The 16,390-nt window shown below is 63.1% G+C and carries 16 protein-coding genes and 1 pseudogene; 14 read left to right on the top strand and 3 right to left on the bottom strand.

Annotated features, from left to right (window positions below):
• Positions 1-169: 169 nt before the first annotated feature.
• From ACR52_RS32035 to ACR52_RS27960, 10 genes and pseudogenes are all read left to right on the top strand, one after another.
• A pseudogene (locus ACR52_RS32035) lies at positions 170-269 on the top strand (transposase); the annotation flags it as partial.
• A gap of 265 nt (positions 270-534) precedes the next feature.
• Positions 535-2,115: a ShlB/FhaC/HecB family hemolysin secretion/activation protein gene (locus ACR52_RS28000; RefSeq protein WP_048731533.1), complete on the top strand. Its 1,581-nt coding sequence runs from the start codon at positions 535-537 to the stop codon at positions 2,113-2,115.
• Between the two features lie 24 nt (positions 2,116-2,139).
• The gene (locus tag ACR52_RS27995) at positions 2,140-3,939 is read left to right on the top strand and encodes a DUF2341 domain-containing protein (RefSeq protein ID WP_048731531.1); all 1,800 of its coding nucleotides are present in this window, start codon (positions 2,140-2,142) and stop codon (positions 3,937-3,939) included.
• Between the two features lie 11 nt (positions 3,940-3,950).
• Positions 3,951-4,376, top strand: coding sequence for an ExbD/TolR family protein (locus ACR52_RS27990; RefSeq protein ID WP_010211136.1), 426 nt, complete (start codon positions 3,951-3,953; stop codon positions 4,374-4,376).
• 3 nt (positions 4,377-4,379) lie between these two features.
• Entirely contained in the window at positions 4,380-5,084 is a 705-nt protein-coding gene (locus ACR52_RS27985) for an energy transducer TonB family protein (protein ID WP_048731528.1), read from the top strand.
• A gap of 42 nt (positions 5,085-5,126) precedes the next feature.
• Positions 5,127-6,827, top strand: coding sequence for a putative porin (locus ACR52_RS27980; protein WP_048731526.1), 1,701 nt, complete (start codon positions 5,127-5,129; stop codon positions 6,825-6,827).
• Between the two features lie 18 nt (positions 6,828-6,845).
• On the top strand, positions 6,846-7,472 hold the full coding sequence (locus ACR52_RS27975; RefSeq protein WP_048731524.1) for a hypothetical protein: 627 nt from the start codon (positions 6,846-6,848) through the stop codon (positions 7,470-7,472).
• 17 nt (positions 7,473-7,489) lie between these two features.
• The gene (locus ACR52_RS27970; protein ID WP_048731522.1) at positions 7,490-7,963 is read left to right on the top strand and encodes a YbjN domain-containing protein; all 474 of its coding nucleotides are present in this window, start codon (positions 7,490-7,492) and stop codon (positions 7,961-7,963) included.
• Positions 7,960-8,901, top strand: a complete 942-nt coding sequence (locus ACR52_RS27965; RefSeq protein WP_048731520.1) for a peptidylprolyl isomerase — start codon at positions 7,960-7,962, stop codon at positions 8,899-8,901. Before ACR52_RS27970 ends, ACR52_RS27965 begins: the two co-directional genes overlap by 4 nt.
• 51 nt (positions 8,902-8,952) lie before the next feature.
• A complete protein-coding gene (locus ACR52_RS27960; RefSeq protein WP_048731517.1) occupies positions 8,953-9,930 on the top strand; it encodes a LysR family transcriptional regulator in 978 nt (325 codons plus the stop codon).
• Here the strand turns inward: ACR52_RS27960 and ACR52_RS27955 are convergent.
• On the bottom strand, positions 9,927-10,793 hold the full coding sequence (locus ACR52_RS27955; protein ID WP_048731515.1) for a LysR family transcriptional regulator: 867 nt from the start codon (positions 10,791-10,793) through the stop codon (positions 9,927-9,929). The genes ACR52_RS27960 and ACR52_RS27955 overlap by 4 nt on opposite strands.
• A 93-nt stretch (positions 10,794-10,886) precedes the next feature.
• Here ACR52_RS27955 and ACR52_RS27950 point away from each other — a divergent pair, with 93 nt between their 5' ends.
• The 4 genes from ACR52_RS27950 to ACR52_RS27935 are packed head-to-tail and all read left to right on the top strand — an operon-like array spanning position 10,887 to position 13,578.
• On the top strand, positions 10,887-11,444 hold the full coding sequence (locus tag ACR52_RS27950) for a DUF4865 family protein (protein ID WP_048731513.1): 558 nt from the start codon (positions 10,887-10,889) through the stop codon (positions 11,442-11,444).
• 47 nt (positions 11,445-11,491) lie between these two features.
• Entirely contained in the window at positions 11,492-12,046 is a 555-nt protein-coding gene (locus ACR52_RS27945) for a histidine phosphatase family protein (RefSeq protein ID WP_048731511.1), read from the top strand.
• Positions 12,047-12,091: 45 nt separating this feature from the next.
• Positions 12,092-12,847 carry a precorrin-6A synthase (deacetylating) gene (gene cobF / locus ACR52_RS27940; protein WP_048731510.1) on the top strand — a complete coding sequence of 252 codons (756 nt, stop codon included), beginning with the start codon at positions 12,092-12,094 and terminating at the stop codon, positions 12,845-12,847.
• Positions 12,848-12,858: 11 nt separating this feature from the next.
• On the top strand, positions 12,859-13,578 hold the full coding sequence (locus tag ACR52_RS27935) for an alpha/beta hydrolase (RefSeq protein ID WP_048731508.1): 720 nt from the start codon (positions 12,859-12,861) through the stop codon (positions 13,576-13,578).
• Between the two features lie 149 nt (positions 13,579-13,727).
• Here ACR52_RS27935 and ACR52_RS27930 read toward each other — a convergent pair whose 3' ends face one another.
• Entirely contained in the window at positions 13,728-14,282 is a 555-nt protein-coding gene (locus ACR52_RS27930) for a DcrB/PsbP domain-containing protein (RefSeq protein WP_048731503.1), read from the bottom strand.
• A gap of 72 nt (positions 14,283-14,354) precedes the next feature.
• On the bottom strand, positions 14,355-16,163 hold the full coding sequence (locus ACR52_RS27925; protein WP_048731501.1) for a monovalent cation:proton antiporter-2 (CPA2) family protein: 1,809 nt from the start codon (positions 16,161-16,163) through the stop codon (positions 14,355-14,357).
• Positions 16,164-16,390 lie beyond the last annotated feature (227 nt).

Below are 16,390 nucleotides of genomic sequence, written 5' to 3'. Positions count from 1 at the left end.
CGTTTCGCAGGACGATTGGCAGGGCGCCTTGAAGGAAGTCTCCAGCTACATCCCTGCGGGCCATTCGCTGGTGCTGCTGCGCCCGCAGATCGACGAAGTGTTCGAGCAGCACCATGACCTGCTCCAGGCTGAGCCCGGCATGTTGATCGCGCCGCGTACGGTGGTGCAGATCCTGCTGTTGCAACTGCTGTACTCCGTACCCAGCGAGCAGCAATTGCACGAGCAACTCAATTACAACCTGCTGTTCCGCTGGTTCGTCGGCCTCGACCTGAACCAGAAGGTGTGGGGCATCCACGTCTTGCAGCGCGACATCGACAGCCTGTTGAGCAACCCACGGGCGGTGCAGTTGATCCAGACCATCATCGGTGAAGTGTTTTGTGGCGCCTTGCTGCACATGCCGGAGTTCTCGTTGAACTTCGCCTTGTTGCACACCTGGCTGGCCCGCCACAGCCAACTTTCGACCACCCGCAATTGAGCAGGCCAGACGCCGTGCAATCGGCGATGGCGCAACATTTTATAAAACGAGGGGGCTGTGTGGAGCATCTGTTCAAGTCAACGCTGGCGCTGTGCTGCCTGACGCTATGTTCGCTGGCGGTGGCAGCCGAGGAGGGCGACGCCCCGGCGCGGCGGGTAGACGTCAACGAGTATTTCGTACGCGGCAATACCGTGCTCGATGCGGCCACGATCGAGGAAACGGTGTACCCGTTTCTCGGCCCGCAAAAGACCCTGAACGATATCGAAGGCGCCCGCGATGCGCTGCAGAAAATCTACCAGGCGCGCGGCTACCAGTCGGTGTTTGTGGAACTGCCGGAGCAGAAGGTCGATGACGGCATCGTCTACCTGCAAGTCAGCGAAACCAAGGTCGGCCGCGTGCGGGTGGTGGGGGCCAAGCACTATTCGCCGGTCGAGATTCGCGAAGAAGTCCCCGGGCTCAAGGAAGGCGCCGTGCCGGATTTTGCCAGCGTGCAAACCCAGCTCGCCGGGCTCAACCGCAGCGCCGGCCGCCAGGTCACGCCGCTGGTGCGCGAAGGCCAGCGCCCCGGCACCATGGACGTCGACCTGCAGGTGGAAGACCAGAACCCCTGGCACGCCAGTATTGGCCTGAACAACGACTACAGCGCCGACACCGAGAAGCTGCGCTCGGTTGCGACCCTGGGCTACGACAACCTCTGGCAGCTGGGCCACAGCATTTCCCTGACTTACTTCACCGCGCCCCAGGACAGCGCGAATGCCAAGGTCTGGTCGGGCTCCTACAGCGCGCCGCTGGATGAGCGCTGGACGCTGCAGTTCTCCGGTTACCAGTCCGACAGCAACATCGCCACCATCGGCGGCAGCAACGTGTTGGGCAAGGGCCACTCCTACGGCGTGTCGGCCATTTACAACCTGCCGGCGGCGGGCAACTGGGCCAATTCGTTCTCCTTAGGCATCGACTTCAAGGACTTCGACGAGCAGGTGAAGTTCGGCGCCAGCAGCGACCAGGTGCCGCTCAAGTACGCGCCGTTCACCCTGGGCTACAACGGCTATCGCTACACCGAAAAATCCCAGCTGGGCCTGGGCTTGAACCTGGTCGTCGGCACCCGCGCATTCTTTGGCTATGGCAGCGACGCCGAAGAGTTCGACTACAAGCGCTACAAGGCCAGCGCCAGCTTTGCGGTGCTCAAGGGCGACCTGAATTACACCTACACCTTTGCCAACGACTGGCAGTCGGCGTCCAAGGCCGGCTTCCAGCTGGCCTCGGGGCCGCTGGTGTCCAACGAGCAATATTCCGCCGGCGGCGCCACCTCAGTGCGCGGTTACCTGGCGGCGGAGCGCACGGGGGATGAGGGGCTGCTGCTCTCCCAGGAGTTGCGCACACCGTCCCTGGCCAAGTTCCTCGGCAGTTACGTGCAGGAGTGGCGCTTCTATGCGTTCGCCGAAGGCGCGCGCCTGCGTCTGCACGACCCGCTGCCCGAGCAGGAAGACGAATACAGCCTGGCCAGTGTCGGCCTGGGCACCCGCGCCAGTTTGAGCAAATGGTTGTCCGGCAGCCTGGATTGGGGCTACCCGCTGCTCGATGGACCCAATACCCAGAAACAGGACTCGCGACTGCACTTCAGTGTGCAGGCGACTTTCTGACCTTTTTTCCCGGAGACTCTTCCCATGCAACGCCTATTCCTGAGCCTGTTGATCTGCCTGGGCTTCGCGCTCCCGGCCACCGCCCATGCCTGGTGGCAAGACGATTGGCACTACCGCAAACAGATCACCGTGGACACCACCGCCCAAGGCGCCGCGATCAACCAGGCCCTGGGCCGTACCGCGCTGCTGGTGCGCCTGCACACCGGCAATTTCACCTTTGACGGGGTCAAGGATGACGGCGCCGACCTGCGCTTTGTCAGTGCCGATGACAAGACCGTGTTCAACCACCAGATCGAAAGCTTCGACCCGCTGATGGGCATGGCGCTGATCTGGGTCGATGTGCCCAAGGTCGAAGGCGGCCAGCGCCAGGACCTGTGGATGTACTACGGCAACCAGAAGGCCCCGGCCACGGCCAACGGCCAATTGGCCTTCGACCCGAACTACACCGCGCTGTACCACTTTGACGGGGCCAATGGCACGCCGCCACGGGATACCACGGCCTACGCCAACACCGCACAGAACGCCACTGGCACCCGTATTGACGGTGTGATCGGCCGCGCCTTGCAGTTCACCGGCCAGCCGTTGTTGTTGCCGGCCAGCCCCTCGCTGCAACACGCCGCAGGCAGCGCATTCACCTTCAGCGCCTGGCTGCGCCTGGACCAGGCCAGCGGCGAGCAAGTCGTCCTGGCTCGCCGTGACGGCCCCCACAGTCTGTTACTGGGGCTGAACCAGGGCATGCCGTTTGTGGAGATCGACGGCCAGCGCGCGGTGTCGACCCAGCCGCTGAACCCCGGTCAATGGCAGCACCTGGCGTTCACCGCCGAGGGTGAAAAAGTCGCGCTGTATGTGAATGGCCGCGAAACTGCGAGCCTGGCCGTGGCCATGCCGGCATTCAATTCGCCACTGGCGGTCGGTGCCGACGTGCCGGAAGCAGCCGGCACGCACCTGCCGTTTGCCGGGGCGATGGATGAGCTGCGCCTGTCCAAGGTGGCCCGCCCGGCGACCTTGCTGCTGGCCGATGCCGGCGCCCAGGGCGCCGAGTCGAAACTGGTGGCTTACGGCGTGGATGAAGAACAGTCGGGCTACGGTTTCGGCAGCCTGGGCTTTTTGCTCAACGCCGTGCCGGTGGATGCCTGGGTGATCATCCTGGTGCTGGTGGCGATGATGTTCCAGTCGTGGGTCATCATGATCCGCAAGAACCGCATGGTCAGCCGTGTGAGCAGTGCCAACGAGGTGTTTCGCGAGCAGTTCGCGCAGATCGGTACCCGCCTGGAAATGTTCTACGACGACAGCGTACTCGCTGAACGCCTGACCCATTCCTCGCTGTGGCGCCTGTACTGCGTGGCAGTCAAGGAGATCCGTACCCGCCGCGCCCAGGGCGCCGACACTTCGTCCGTCTCGGCGGCCACCATCGAAGCCATCCGCTGCTCCATGGACGGCGTGCGCACCCGCGAAAACCAGGCACTCAGTTCCAAACTGTCGACCCTGTCCAACGCCATCGCCGGCGGCCCGTACATCGGCCTGCTGGGTACGGTGCTGGGCATCATGGTGGTGTTCCTCGGCACGGCGATGGCCGGTGACGTGAACATCAACGCCATCGCCCCAGGTATGGCGGCGGCCTTGCTGGCTACGGCCATGGGCCTGTTCGTCGCGATTCCCGCGCTGTTCGGCTACAACCGCCTGATCACGCGGAACAAGGAAGTCAGCGCCGACATGCGCGTGTTTGTCGACGAGTTCATCACGCGCCTGGCGGAGATGCATGGCGAGAGCCAGTCCAGTGAAGCAGCGCACCGCGTTGCGCACCACGCGCCGGTTCCGGCCTGAGGAGAATCGCCATGGCTTCCGTAAATGCCTCCCACGACGATGACGACGATGCCGCCGTCGACAGCATCAACATCACGCCCCTGGTGGACGTGCTGATGGTGGTGCTGGTGATGTTTATCCTCACCGCCACCGCCCAGGTCTCGGGTATTCAGATTCACCTGCCCAAGGCCAGCGCCTCGGTGTCGCTGTCCGAGGCCAAGACCAAGGCCATCTCGGTCAACGATGGCGGCCAGGTGTTTCTCGATGCCTACCCGGTCACCCTCGGTGAATTGGAAGAGCGCCTGCGCATCGAGAAAGCCCTGAACCCGGACTTCCCGGTGATCGTGCGCGGCGACGCCATGGTGCAGTACCAGAAGGTGATCGAAGTGCTCGATTTGCTGCGGCGGCTGGAGCTGTCCCAGGTCGGGCTGGTCACCGGCAAACCGAGCCAGGGCTGAGCCATGACTGCACAGATCCCGATGCCGCCGTTGCCCGTGAAGAACAAGCCGCCGTTGCGCCCGCTGAAGTGGGGCCTCGGCCTGCTGCTGGGCGCCGTGGCGGCCTGGTTTCTCTGGCAATGGGCCAATGACATGAGTGGCGTACGCCGCGAAGCGCCGAAGGTGCCGACCATCATCCCGTTGCCGCAACTACCGCCACCGCCACCGGAAAAGCCCAAGGAACCCGAGCCCCAGGTGGAGGAGAAAGTGCCGGAGCCGGTACCCACCCCGGAACCCGAAGAGGTGAAACCGGCGGAAGAAGCGCCGCCTTCACCAGCCGATGACTTGGCCAACCCGATGCAGATGGACGGCGATGCGCAGTCCGGCAATGACGGCTTCAACATCGGTGCGGGCAAGGGCGGCGGCATGGCCGGTTCCGGCGGCGGTGGCCTCGGTGCCGGTACTTACAAGCAGTACCTGGCCGGCGTGTTTCAACGCCTGCTGAGGGACGACCCGCAGTTGCGCAAGAAGGCCTACGCGGTACAGGCAGATGTGTGGTTGAGCGCCGAGGGCCAAGTCACGCGGGTGGAATTGGCCAAGTCCAGCGGCGACGCCGAGACCGACGCCCAGGTGCTGGCGGCCTTGCGTGCGCCCCATGCCACACAACGCGTGCCGGCCTCGGTGAGCATGCCGGTGCGCCTGTCCCTCAAGGGCCGACGCCCGGATTGATCGAACCCATTTTTTGCAGTTTTTTACAGGAGTTGCGTACGAATGATTTCCCCCGTGAATCGACTGACCCTGGCGGTCGGCATGGTCATTGCGACCCTGGTCGGCCAGGCGACGGCAGCCCCGGTCGCCCCTTCGGAAAACGTCACGATCAACCTGATCCGCCTGCTGGTGCAGCAAGGCGTGCTCACCCAGGACACTGCCAATGGGCTGATCGCCCAGGCGGAAAAAGAAGCCCAACAGGCACGCCAGGCCAACGCGGCCCCGGTGGTCGCCAGCGGCCCGACGGCGGCGCCAGGCGATGTGCGCGTGCAGTACGTGCCGCAAGCGGTGCGCGACCAGATTCGCGACCAGGTGAAGGCCGAGGTCATGGCCACCGCCAAGCAGGAAAACTGGGCCCAGCCCAATACGTTCCCGGATTGGGTCTCGCGCATCAGCTTTGATGGCGATATCCGCCTGCGTGACGAGTCGCGCTATTTCTCGGGCAACAACAGCCCGGAGATCACCGACTTCGCCAAGGTCAATGAAACGGGCCCTTATGACGTCAACAAGAATTCGAACACCAAGTTCCCGCCGTTGATCAACACCACCAAGGACCGCGAAAACCTGTTCCGCCTGCGCGCACGCCTGGGCATGAAAGCGGTGATCTCGCCTGAGTGGACCGCCGGTATTCGCCTGGGCACCGGCTCTGACAATAACCCGGTGTCCACTACCCAGACCCTGGGCGGTGGTTTCGGCAAGAAAGACATCTGGCTCGACCAGGGTTACCTGAGCTGGAAAGCCACCGACGCCATGACCTTGACCGCCGGGCGAATCGCCAACCCGTTCTACTCCACCGACATGATGTATTCCGGCGACCTCAATTTCGACGGTGTGGCCGCGATCTTCAACCACAAACTCAACAACGAGTGGGGCCTGTTCGGCACCCTCGGCGCGTTCCCGGTCGAATACACCTCGGATGCGGCCAGCACCAACGGCATCGACAAGCAAGACAGTGAGACCAAGTGGCTGTTCGGCGGGCAGATCGGCGCGGATTGGAAGATCAACCGCAGCAACAGTCTCAAGCTTGCCGCCGCCTACTACCAGTTCCAGGATATCGAGGGTGAGCGCTCCAGCCCTTGCTCGCCGTGGAAGGGCGCACCCGGTTGCGACACCGACGGCACGCGCGTGGCCTTTATGCAAAAAGGCAACAGCGTGTTCAACCTGCGCAACAACACCACCAACCCGGCCACCCCAGCCACGACCCCAGACCCACAGTACGTGGGCCTGGCGTCCAAGTTCGATGTGCTGGACCTCAACCTGGTCTGGGACAGCGAGCTGCCGAGTGACTTCAAGCTGCGTACCCAGGGCAACTTCATCCACAACCTGGGCTACGACAAGGGCGAAATGCTCAAGCGCAGCGAAGGCGAGATCGTCAACAACATCAACAGCAAGGGCCAGTTTGAAAGTGGCGGCAACGCGCTGATGGTCTCCTTCACCCTCGGCAGCGCGCTGGAGATGCGCAAGCGCGGCGACTGGAACGTGCTGGCTGGCTACAAGTACATCCAGCCTGACGCCTTGCCCGATGGCTTCAACGACTCCTCGTTTCACCTCGGTGGCACCAACGCCAAGGGCTACTTCATTGGCGGCAACTACGGCATCGACAAAAACATCTACGCCAGTGCGCGTTGGTTGAGCGCGTCGGAAGTGTATGGCGCGCCGTTCGAAGTCGATGTGATGCAACTGGAACTCAACACGCGCTTTTGATGCGCAGGGAGATGCCACATGAACACCCGAATAGGCGCGCTGCTGTTGCTGCTGGTCGCCACAGGTGCCTCGGCCGAAGGCATGGAAGAGCGCCTGCGTACGCAATTGCGCAGCACCACCCAGCAGTTGCAGGCGCTGCAAAGCGAACAGGCCCAGGCCAGTGCCGCGCGCCTGGCCGCCGAGAACCAGGCGAAGCAGGCTCAGGCGCAAATCAAGCAACTGACTGCCGAGCTGGAAAAGACCCGTGGCGTGGCCGAGCAGATGGCCGGCCAGCAACAGAGCTTGCACAGCCAGGCGCAAGCCCAGGTAGCGGCGAGCAACGAGCAGATCGGCAAGTTCAAGAAGGCCTATGACGAACTGCTGGTGCTGGCCAAGGGCAAGGAGGCCGAGCGCGCCCGCTTGCAGGCGCAACTGAGCGAACGTGACACACAAGTGCAGCAATGTTCAGTCAAGAATCAACAGATGTACGGCGTGGCCCAGCAGTTGCTCGCGGCCTACGAAAAAATCGATGTGGCCGAGGTGATGAGTATTCGCCAGCCCTTCGCCAGTGGCGCGCGGGTCAAGTTCGAGGAACTGGCCCAGGGCTTTGGCGACGATTTGTACAAGAGCCGTTTTGATGCGCCCCAGGCCGCAGCCAATCACTGATAGACAAGGAAGACACCATGAGCGAATTGATCACCAGCGTCACCACTTCGAGCCTCACCGAACTGCTGCAAGAGGCCGGGTACCGGGTCAACCAGACCGAGCAGAACGGTATCGTGCAACTGCTCAGCGCCAGCCAGGGCATCGGCTTTGCCGTGCGCTTCGGCAACCCGGCGGCAGAGCAGGGCAGTTATGTGGACTTCACCTACAGCTGTGCGCTGCGCGTGCAGGGCGACTTGCCCGAAGGCCTGGCCCAGGTCTGGAACGCCTCGCGCCGCTTTGCTCGGCTGTCGGTGCAGGGCGAATTCCTGCTGATGGAGATGGACGTGGTGGTGGCCGGTGTCGGCGCCACGCACCTGCGTAGCCAACTGGAGCTGTGGGACCGCCTGTTGCAGGAATTTATCGTCTACCTGCGTGAATACAGCCAGCAAGCCGCGCAGTTGCAGGCGCAGACGGTTGCTGTTGCGGTCGCTGAAGAGGCGCCTGCCCTGTGAAGAAACCAACCCTGTGGGTCGGCGCGGGTGCGCTGACCTTGCTGGTAGTGGCGGTGGGGTTGAGTCTGCGGCCGGGCAGTGACCCGGTCGCTGCTCAGCAACCGCTGCCCGCTGTCAGCGCCGAACGCGGCGGGCCGGCGGTGGCGCGCCTGGGCAACCAGCAAATCGACCTGCCTGAACTGAAAAGCGTGCTGGCGAGCCTGCCGGCCGAATCCCGTGAGCAACTGCGCGGCAACCGTGGTGCCCTGGAGACCTGGCTGCGTTCGCGCCTGGCGCAAAAGGCCGTGCTCGAACAGGCCGACGCCCAGGGCTGGCGCCAACGCCCGGAGGTGGAGCAACAGACCCGCGACGCCACTGAACAGATCGTGTTTCGCGACTACATGCTGTCGGTCAGCCAGGTGCCGGCCGACTACCCCAGCGCCGCCGAGTTGCAGCAGGCCTACGACAGCGGCAAGGCGCAGTGGATGACGCCGCCGTTGTATCGGGTCAGCCAGATTTTTCTCGCAGTAAATGACCCCCAGGGTGTCGATGCCGTGCGCCGTCAGGCCCAGGAACTGAGCCGCAGGGCCCAGGCCGCACCGGGTGATTTTGCTGCCTTGGCCACGCAATACTCCCAGGACCCTGGCACCGCGCAACAGGGCGGCGATTCGGGCCTGCAACCGTTGCAGCAACTGGTGCCGCCCGTGCGTGAGGCGGTGGCGCGGCTCAAGGTAGGCGCGGTGTCGGACGTGGTGCAAAGCACGGCGGGGTTCCATGTGCTCAAGCTTACCGCCCAGCAACCGGCACGCACCGCGACGCTCGACGAACTGCGCGAACGCCTGACCCAGGCCCTGCGCGCCCAACGCCAGGAACAGATCGCCAAGGCGTACCTGGAAGGCATGCTCAATACCGCGACCTTGAGCATCGACGGGGCGCAGTTGAACGCGGTGCTGGAGTAACCCGCGTCGACCGCATTGGATGCACAAGACCCACAAGACAGGGAGTCCCCCATGGCATATCTAGAACCGTCTGCCCCCCAGGGGCCTGCACCGTATCGCGCGTCGAGCCCGTCGCGGGGCACCTGGCTGGCGATGGCCAACGAGATCGAGCCGGAGGTGGCGCGCTACTTCCTGGTGAGTGCGCGTTGCGGCTGTTTCATGCAGGCGGCGCGCAGCCTGAATATCAAGGCGACGCTGCTGCGTAAACGCCTGGCACAACTGGAAGTACAGCTGCGCCAGGTGTTGTTCAGCTACCAGGGCAACGGCCTGATGCTCACTCGCGATGGCCAGCAATTGCAGGCGCAACTGATTGCCTTGGCCCATGAACGGCGCCTGCCGGTGGTGGAGCAACCGCTGATTCGCCTGGCCGTGGCCGAGCCGATCCTGCATGACATCCTCGGGCGCGACCTGATCGCGTTGCTGCGCCGCAACGCCAGTGTGCGCCTGGAAATCATCTCCATCGACAGCCAGTTGGCCCTGCAATCGGTTGACGTTGATGTAGTGCTGTGGCTGTCGGACGCCGACGGCCCTGTGCCCGGCCCGAACTTTCCCACTGAGCCGCCGCAGGTGTTGGCGCGCTTGCAGTATTTGCCGCATATCGCCAAGCGTTACTCGCGGCTGACGACCCGCCCCGACAGCCTCGAAGACCTGGCCGACTACATGCTGGTGCAGTGGCAGCCCGACGCGCAGGTCGACGCCTTGCAGCCCTGGAACAGCGTGGTGCAACAACGCCTGGCCGCCGTGGTGCACGTACATGCCTATTCGCTGATGCTGGAAATGATCCGCTGCGGCGCCTGCATTGGTTTGCTGCCGCACTACATGAGCAGCTTCGACCGTGGGCTGGTGGCCTTGCCGGGAGTGCTCGCCCAGAACATGCAGCGCCAGGTGTGGTTAGCGGTGAACGCGCAGGTGCGACACGCCGAGGCGGTGCAGATGATTGTCGAGCTGATTGTGAGCACGTTCGAGGGGCGGCGTGAATGGTTTGATTAGCGATGCAGTACCCCACGAAACGTCGCGCTCAGTGCGCGTAATGTTTCGCGGGAACGCGCATCACTGATCCGGCTGTGGATCACCACTTCACTCACCGGCAAGGCGGGCAAGCCGTATTGCGCGCTGACGTCCACCGCACCCGCCGGGGCCACGCGGTGGGCGAGGGCGGCGACGCCCAGCCCGGCACTGACGGCCGCCCCCACGGCCATCACGCCGCCGCCGACAAACACTTCGGTCCAGTCGATGCGTGCGTCATTCAAAGCGCTTGTCGCCAGGTGGCGAACACCGCAGGGCGCGGCCATGGTTGCCATGCGCAGCGGCGTGCCTGGCGTGTGTTGCCAGCTGGGCGCCGCGAACCAGCCAAAGCGTTCCACCACCAACACTTCGCCGTCCTGGCGAGCGCCTTCGTTGCGCACGATCACTGCGTCCAGTTCATTGCGGTCGAACGCGCCGACCAGGTCGCGGGAAGACGCGATGCGCACCTCAAGGATCACCAGCGGGTCGTAGGCTGCGAGGCGGCTGAGCCAGGCGGGCAGGTCGGGCCCGGCCACGTGGTCGCTGATGCCGATCACCAGGCGCCGGGGCGCGTGGGTGCCCATGTCGCCCAAGGCGCGTTCATGGGCATTGAGCAGGGCGCGCGCAGCGACAATAAAATGCTCACCCTGGGGCGACAGCCGCACATGCCGTGGCGTGCGCTCCAGCAGGCGATAGCCAAGGCGTTCTTCGAGGCGCTTGAGCTTGAGGCTGATGGCGGCCTGGGACGTGTCGAGGGCTTCGGCGGCGCGGGTGAAACTGGCGAAATCGGCGACCAGCACGAAGGCCTGCACGGTGTCGATATCCAGGGGTTTGAGTGCATCAGTCATATCAAGTCCTTATCGCACCTATATCGGGTGATATCTTGCTGAAATCATGGCGGCTGCGCAAGCTGGGCGCTCAACTTGCACGGGAGCTTTGCCATGTTTGCCAAACAGTATTCACACCGTTTGCCCGCCGACTACGACATGAGCGTGATTCGCCGGCGCGCGGCCCAGTTGGGGCCGTTGTGGGATCACACCGAGGGCTTGTTGTTCAAGGCGTTTATCGCTCAGGAGCGTGGGCAAGCGCTGGGCAATGTTTATGCGTCTGTATACCTGTGGGCTGACCCGCTGCAGGCCGCTGACTTTTTATTGGGTGAGCGCTTTCAGAAGGTGCTCGACAGCTTTGGCCGGCCGCATATCGAGAGCTGGTTGCCGCTGGACGTACAGCGCGGGCCGGCGCAGGGCGCCTTGAGCCTGTATCGGGAGGCGTTCGCGCTGGAGCCGGGGGCGGATCGGGCGGTGATATTGGCCGAGGAAAAACTGCGCAATCAGCAATTGGCGGACAGCCGCGACACGTTCGCGGTGTTCCTGGCGCTGGACGTGCAGGCGTGGTGCCTGGTGCGGGTCACGTTGTCGGCCAAGGCGCTGGAGGCGGACCACCCGGGGACGGGTTACCAGGTGCTCTATCTGGCCCAAGGCGTTGCGTCGCAGGGCTAACTGCGCCAGTCTTGGTGGCTTCATCCTCTGCGTAGCAGCGATCTACGATGCAAGCCACCCGTTTGACATTGATTTGCCATGCCGTCACCCCTTTCCAAAAGCAGGGGCGGTTTCCTGATGACGAGTCACTGGCCATGGACTGGCAAACCGCAGCGTTATCCCTGGCCGGCCGCTTCAGGAAAAAGCTGCGGCTGGTGTGCGGGCCTGAGGCCAGGACCCGTCAGACCGCGACCTTGTTCGGCGAAAATGCGCAGATCGAGGACGCCTTGCGCGATGGCGACTTCGGCCGATGGAAAGGTCAGGACGTCGGTCAACTCGACAGCGCCGAATTGACGGCCTGGCTCACCGACAGCGCCAGCGTGCCTCACGGTGGCGAGTCGGTGGATCAGGTTTGCTCGCGTGTGGCGCAATGGATGAAAACCCTCGAATCACAACCCGGTCACGTAGTGGCCATCACCCATCCCTTTGTCATCCGGGCCGCGATGCTGTACGTGTTGCAGTTCCCGGTCGCGATGTTCTACCTGATCGACGTCGAGCCGCTGTCTTGCACCGAGCTGCGCTTCAACCGTGTGTGGCGCCTGCGCCTGGAAACTCGCGACTAGCCGCCTGAACATGGCAAAATCCACGCCCCGCAATGAGAGCAACCCATGAAACGCATCCTGATCATCGGCATTGGCGCCGGCAACCCTGACTACATCACGATGCAGGCCGTGAAGGCGCTCAACCGCACCGACGTGTTTTTCCTGATGGACAAGGGCCAGAGCAAAGACAAGCTGATCGACCTGCGCCGCGAGATCTGCGAGACCTACATCACCGAGCCCGGCTACCGTTTCGTCGAGGCCGAGTGCCCCGAGCGCGTGCGCGGTGAGATCGACTACACCACGGCCGTGCAAGACCTTAACCGCGACAAGCAGCAGACCTTCGAGCGCATGATCAACGAGGAAATGGCTGACGGCGAAGTTGGCGCATTCCTGGCGTGGGGCGACCCAGCGCTGTACGACAGCACTCTTCGCATTTTGCAGGCGATTCTGGCCAGTGGCCGCTGTGACTTTGAATTCGAAGTGATCCCCGGCATCACCAGCGTCCAGGCCCTGGCGGCCCAGCACAAGGTGGCGCTGAACCGCATTGGCAAGTCCATCGAGATCACCACCGGGCGCCGGTTGGCGGCGGGGCAGGCGAGTGATGCCGACACCCTGGTGGTGATGCTCGACGCCGAAGATTCCTACCGCACTGTGGCCGATCAGGACCTGGATATTTACTGGGGTGCCTACCTGGGCACGCCGGATGAAATCCTTATCAGCGGCAAAGTGAGTGAAGTGGCTGAAGAAATCCAACGGGTGCGCAAGGCCGCGCGCCTGGAAAATGGCTGGATCATGGACACTTATTTGTTGCGCAAACCCTGAGGTAGCTTCCCATGCTCAAACTGTTTGCCCTGGCACTGACCCTGGTGGCCGGTGCGGCCCACGCCGATGCCACCCTGCACACCGATTTGCCGTTGTCGTACCTGGAGCAGACCCAGGGCGATGCGCGCAACCAGCCGCTGGTGATTTTCCTGCATGGGTTCGGCAGCAACGAGGAAGACCTGTTTGGTATCAAGGATGCGCTGCCGTCCACCTGGACTTACCTGTCGGCGCGCGCGCCATCTACGGTCGACCCCCATGGCTTTCGCTGGTTTACCAAGACGCCGGGTGATGGCGATTACGACGGCGTGACCGCCGATTTGCAGGGCAGCGCCAAGCTGCTCGAAGACTTTGTCGCCAAGGCCACGACCAAGTACCACACCCAACCTGACCGGGTGTTCCTGGTGGGGTTCAGCCAGGGCGCGATCATGTCCTACGAGGTGGCGTTGCGTCAGCCGCAGTTGGTGCGCGGGATTGCGGCGTTGAGTGGCAGCGTGTTGCCGGTGCTCAAGGCTGAGCTCAAGCCGGATAAGCGCTTGGACAAGCTGGCGATCTTTATCGGCCACGGTACGTTGGACCAGGCGCTGCCGTATGCGTCGGCGACGCGGGCGAATGAGGTGCTTACCGGGTTGGGGCTCAAGCCGGAGCTTCATACGTATACGGGCATGAACCACACCATCAGTGAGGCCGAAGTGCAGGACCTGAAGGCCTGGCTGGAAAAGAGCCTGCAGTAAATGATCGTTCCCACGCTCTGCGTGGGAATGCATCCCGTGACGCTCTGCGTCACCACTGCGCAAGACTTGGCCCAGGCGCTGAATGGCGGCACGCGGAGCGTCCCAAGAGGCATTCCCACGCAGAGCGTGGGAACGATCGGCTGGGATGGTTACTTACCGCCGGTGATTTGCTTCACCAACGCCGCATGCCCCTTCACATCATCCGCCCGCGAAATCGCCTGGATCACCAGCAAGTGGTTGCCGGAGCCGCCCAGGAAGGTCGAGTTCAAGGTCTTGCCGCCGCCCTGGGTGGCCGTGCTGTCGACCTGGCGCAGGCCGAGCCCCTTGAAGGTCAGTTTCTTCTCGCTCTGCTTCTTGAAGTCGGGCAGGGCGGCGCTTTGGTCTTTGACGAAACCCGCTACGGCGCCATCGAGAAACTGCGAGTCATTGTCGGTGATATTGACCCCGTCGTTGCGCACGGTTTCGGCGACGATCACCACACTTTTCGTGGTCTGGTTGGCGTACATCGTGCCCTGGGTGTCGGCGGTGCCATCCTCGGCCTTGCCGGCGGGCAGGCTGTCGGCAACATAGGCCCTGGGCAGGGTAAAGGTGAACTTGCCGCCCAGGGTGGCGATGGTTTGCGTTGTCGGCTTGGCGGCGGCGAACACGCTGCCGGCGGTCAGTGCGAGGGCCAGCAGGGCTGCGGTCTTGGTGAAAGTGGCCATGAAGCGCTCCGGTGATGAACGAAATTGCGCCGTATTTTGTCAGAAATTTCGCAATATCGTTCATCCACTGCCTTACACCTTGTCGGACTCTTCCTCGAGTCGGTCCATCTCAAACAGTCGCGCCAGTTCGGTACGCGCTTCCTGTGCGGTTTGCATCACCTTGGCCGCGTCGTCGTACACCGCGTGCTGGGCGGCGAGAACTTGCAGGTCGTGGTTTTTGAAACGGTTGATGCGCGCATCCGCCTGGGCCTGGCTCAAACCCAGGCCGACCAGGGTGCGGCGGCTCATTTCCAGGCTGGAGTAAAAGGTCTCGCGCACCGGGGAGGCGTCCAGGTCCACCAGGCGGTGTACGTGCTGGCGGTTACGGGCGCGGGCGATGATCTTCATGTGCGGGTAGAGGCTGCGCACCAGTCCGGCGGTTTTTATATTGATCTCCGGGTCGTCCATGGCGATCACGAAGAATTCCGCCTGGTCGACCTTGGCCGCGTGGAGGATTTCCGGGCGCTGCGGGTCGCCGTAGAACACCGGCATGCCGCCGAAGCTGCGGGTCAATTCGATGGTTTCCACCGAGGTGTCGAGGGCAATAAACGAAATGTTTTGCGCGCGCAGGATCCGCGCAACGATCTGGCCCATACGGCCCATGCCGGCGATCACCACGCGTGGCGCGTCGCTTTCAATGGCGCGGTATTCCTCCGGCACTTCCACCGGCTTGACCTTGGGCTTGAACAGCTTCGGGCACACCAGCAACAGCAGCGGCGTGATGGCCATCGACAGGGTGATGGTCAGCACCAGGATGTCGTACAGGTGCGGCTCGAACAGGCCTTGATCGCGGCCAATCTTGAACACCACAAACGCAAACTCACCGCCCGCCGCCAGCACCACGCCCAGGCGCAGAGCGCTTTCGCGGTTGAGGTCACCGACCATCCGGCCCACGGCGTACAACAGCGGCAACTTCAAACCGATCAACAGCAGCGTCAGGCCGATCACCACCAGCGGCGAGCTGATCAGCAGGCTGAGGTTGGCGCCCATGCCCACGCTGATGAAAAACAGCCCCAGCAGCAAGCCCTTGAACGGCTCGATCTGCGATTCCAGTTCGTGACGGTATTCCGAGTCTGCCAGCAGCAGGCCGGCCAGGAACGCCCCAAGGGCCATGGACACGCCCACCAGTTCCATTAGCCAGGCGGTGCCGATCACCACCAGCAGCGCAGTGGCGGTGGAGACTTCACGCAGGCCGGTCTTGGCCACGACGCGAAACACCGGCCGCAACAGGTAACGCCCGCCGATGATCACCACGGCGATGCTGCCGAGGATCTGCAACACATGCTGCAAGCCCTGGGCTTCGGTGGTCGGGTGATCGCTGCCGGCCAACAACGGCACCATGGCGATCAGCGGGATCGCCGCGATGTCCTGGAACAGCAAAATGGCAAAGGCCAGACGACCGTGGGGCTGATTGAGTTCCTTGCGCTCGGCCAGGCTTTGCAGGCCAAAGGCGGTGGAGGACAGCGCCAGGCCCAGGCCCAGCACAATCGCGCTGTTCCATGACTGGTCAAACAGCCACAACGCCACGACGCCCATCACCAGACCGGTGAGCAACACCTGGGCCAGGCCGACGCCGAACACGGCCTTGCGCATCACCCATAAACGTTTTGGCGACAGCTCCAGGCCGATGATAAACAGCAGCAACACCACGCCCAACTCGGAGAACTGCGCGACGCTTTGCGGGTTGCCGATCAGGCCTAAAACCGACGGGCCGATGATCACACCGGCAAACAAATAGCCCAGCACCGCGCCCAATTGCAGGCGTTTGGCCAGGGGCACGGTCAGCACGGCGGCGAGCAGGAACACGACCGCTGCTTGTAACAGGTTGCCTTCATGGGGCATTGCGAACTCCAGGATCTTTAAAGCGAATCAACAGGATGTTATTAGAGCGCTTTTTACATTATGAAAATTGTATTTTTGCGGCGAATGCCAATGGATACGGGCTGTCAGCCTATACGTGCGGAGGACTTACGAAAGTATGAATACCATTTAACTCAATGGCTTTTTCGCTGGGTTACTACCGTTTCGTCAAACAGGGTCTGTTGTCACCACGGTCAGGAATTTCGAAT

It is taken from the genome of Pseudomonas fildesensis (genome assembly GCF_001050345.1).
Lineage (GTDB): Bacteria > Pseudomonadota > Gammaproteobacteria > Pseudomonadales > Pseudomonadaceae > Aquipseudomonas > Aquipseudomonas fildesensis.
This window is presented reverse-complemented; position numbering and strand designations above follow the sequence as displayed.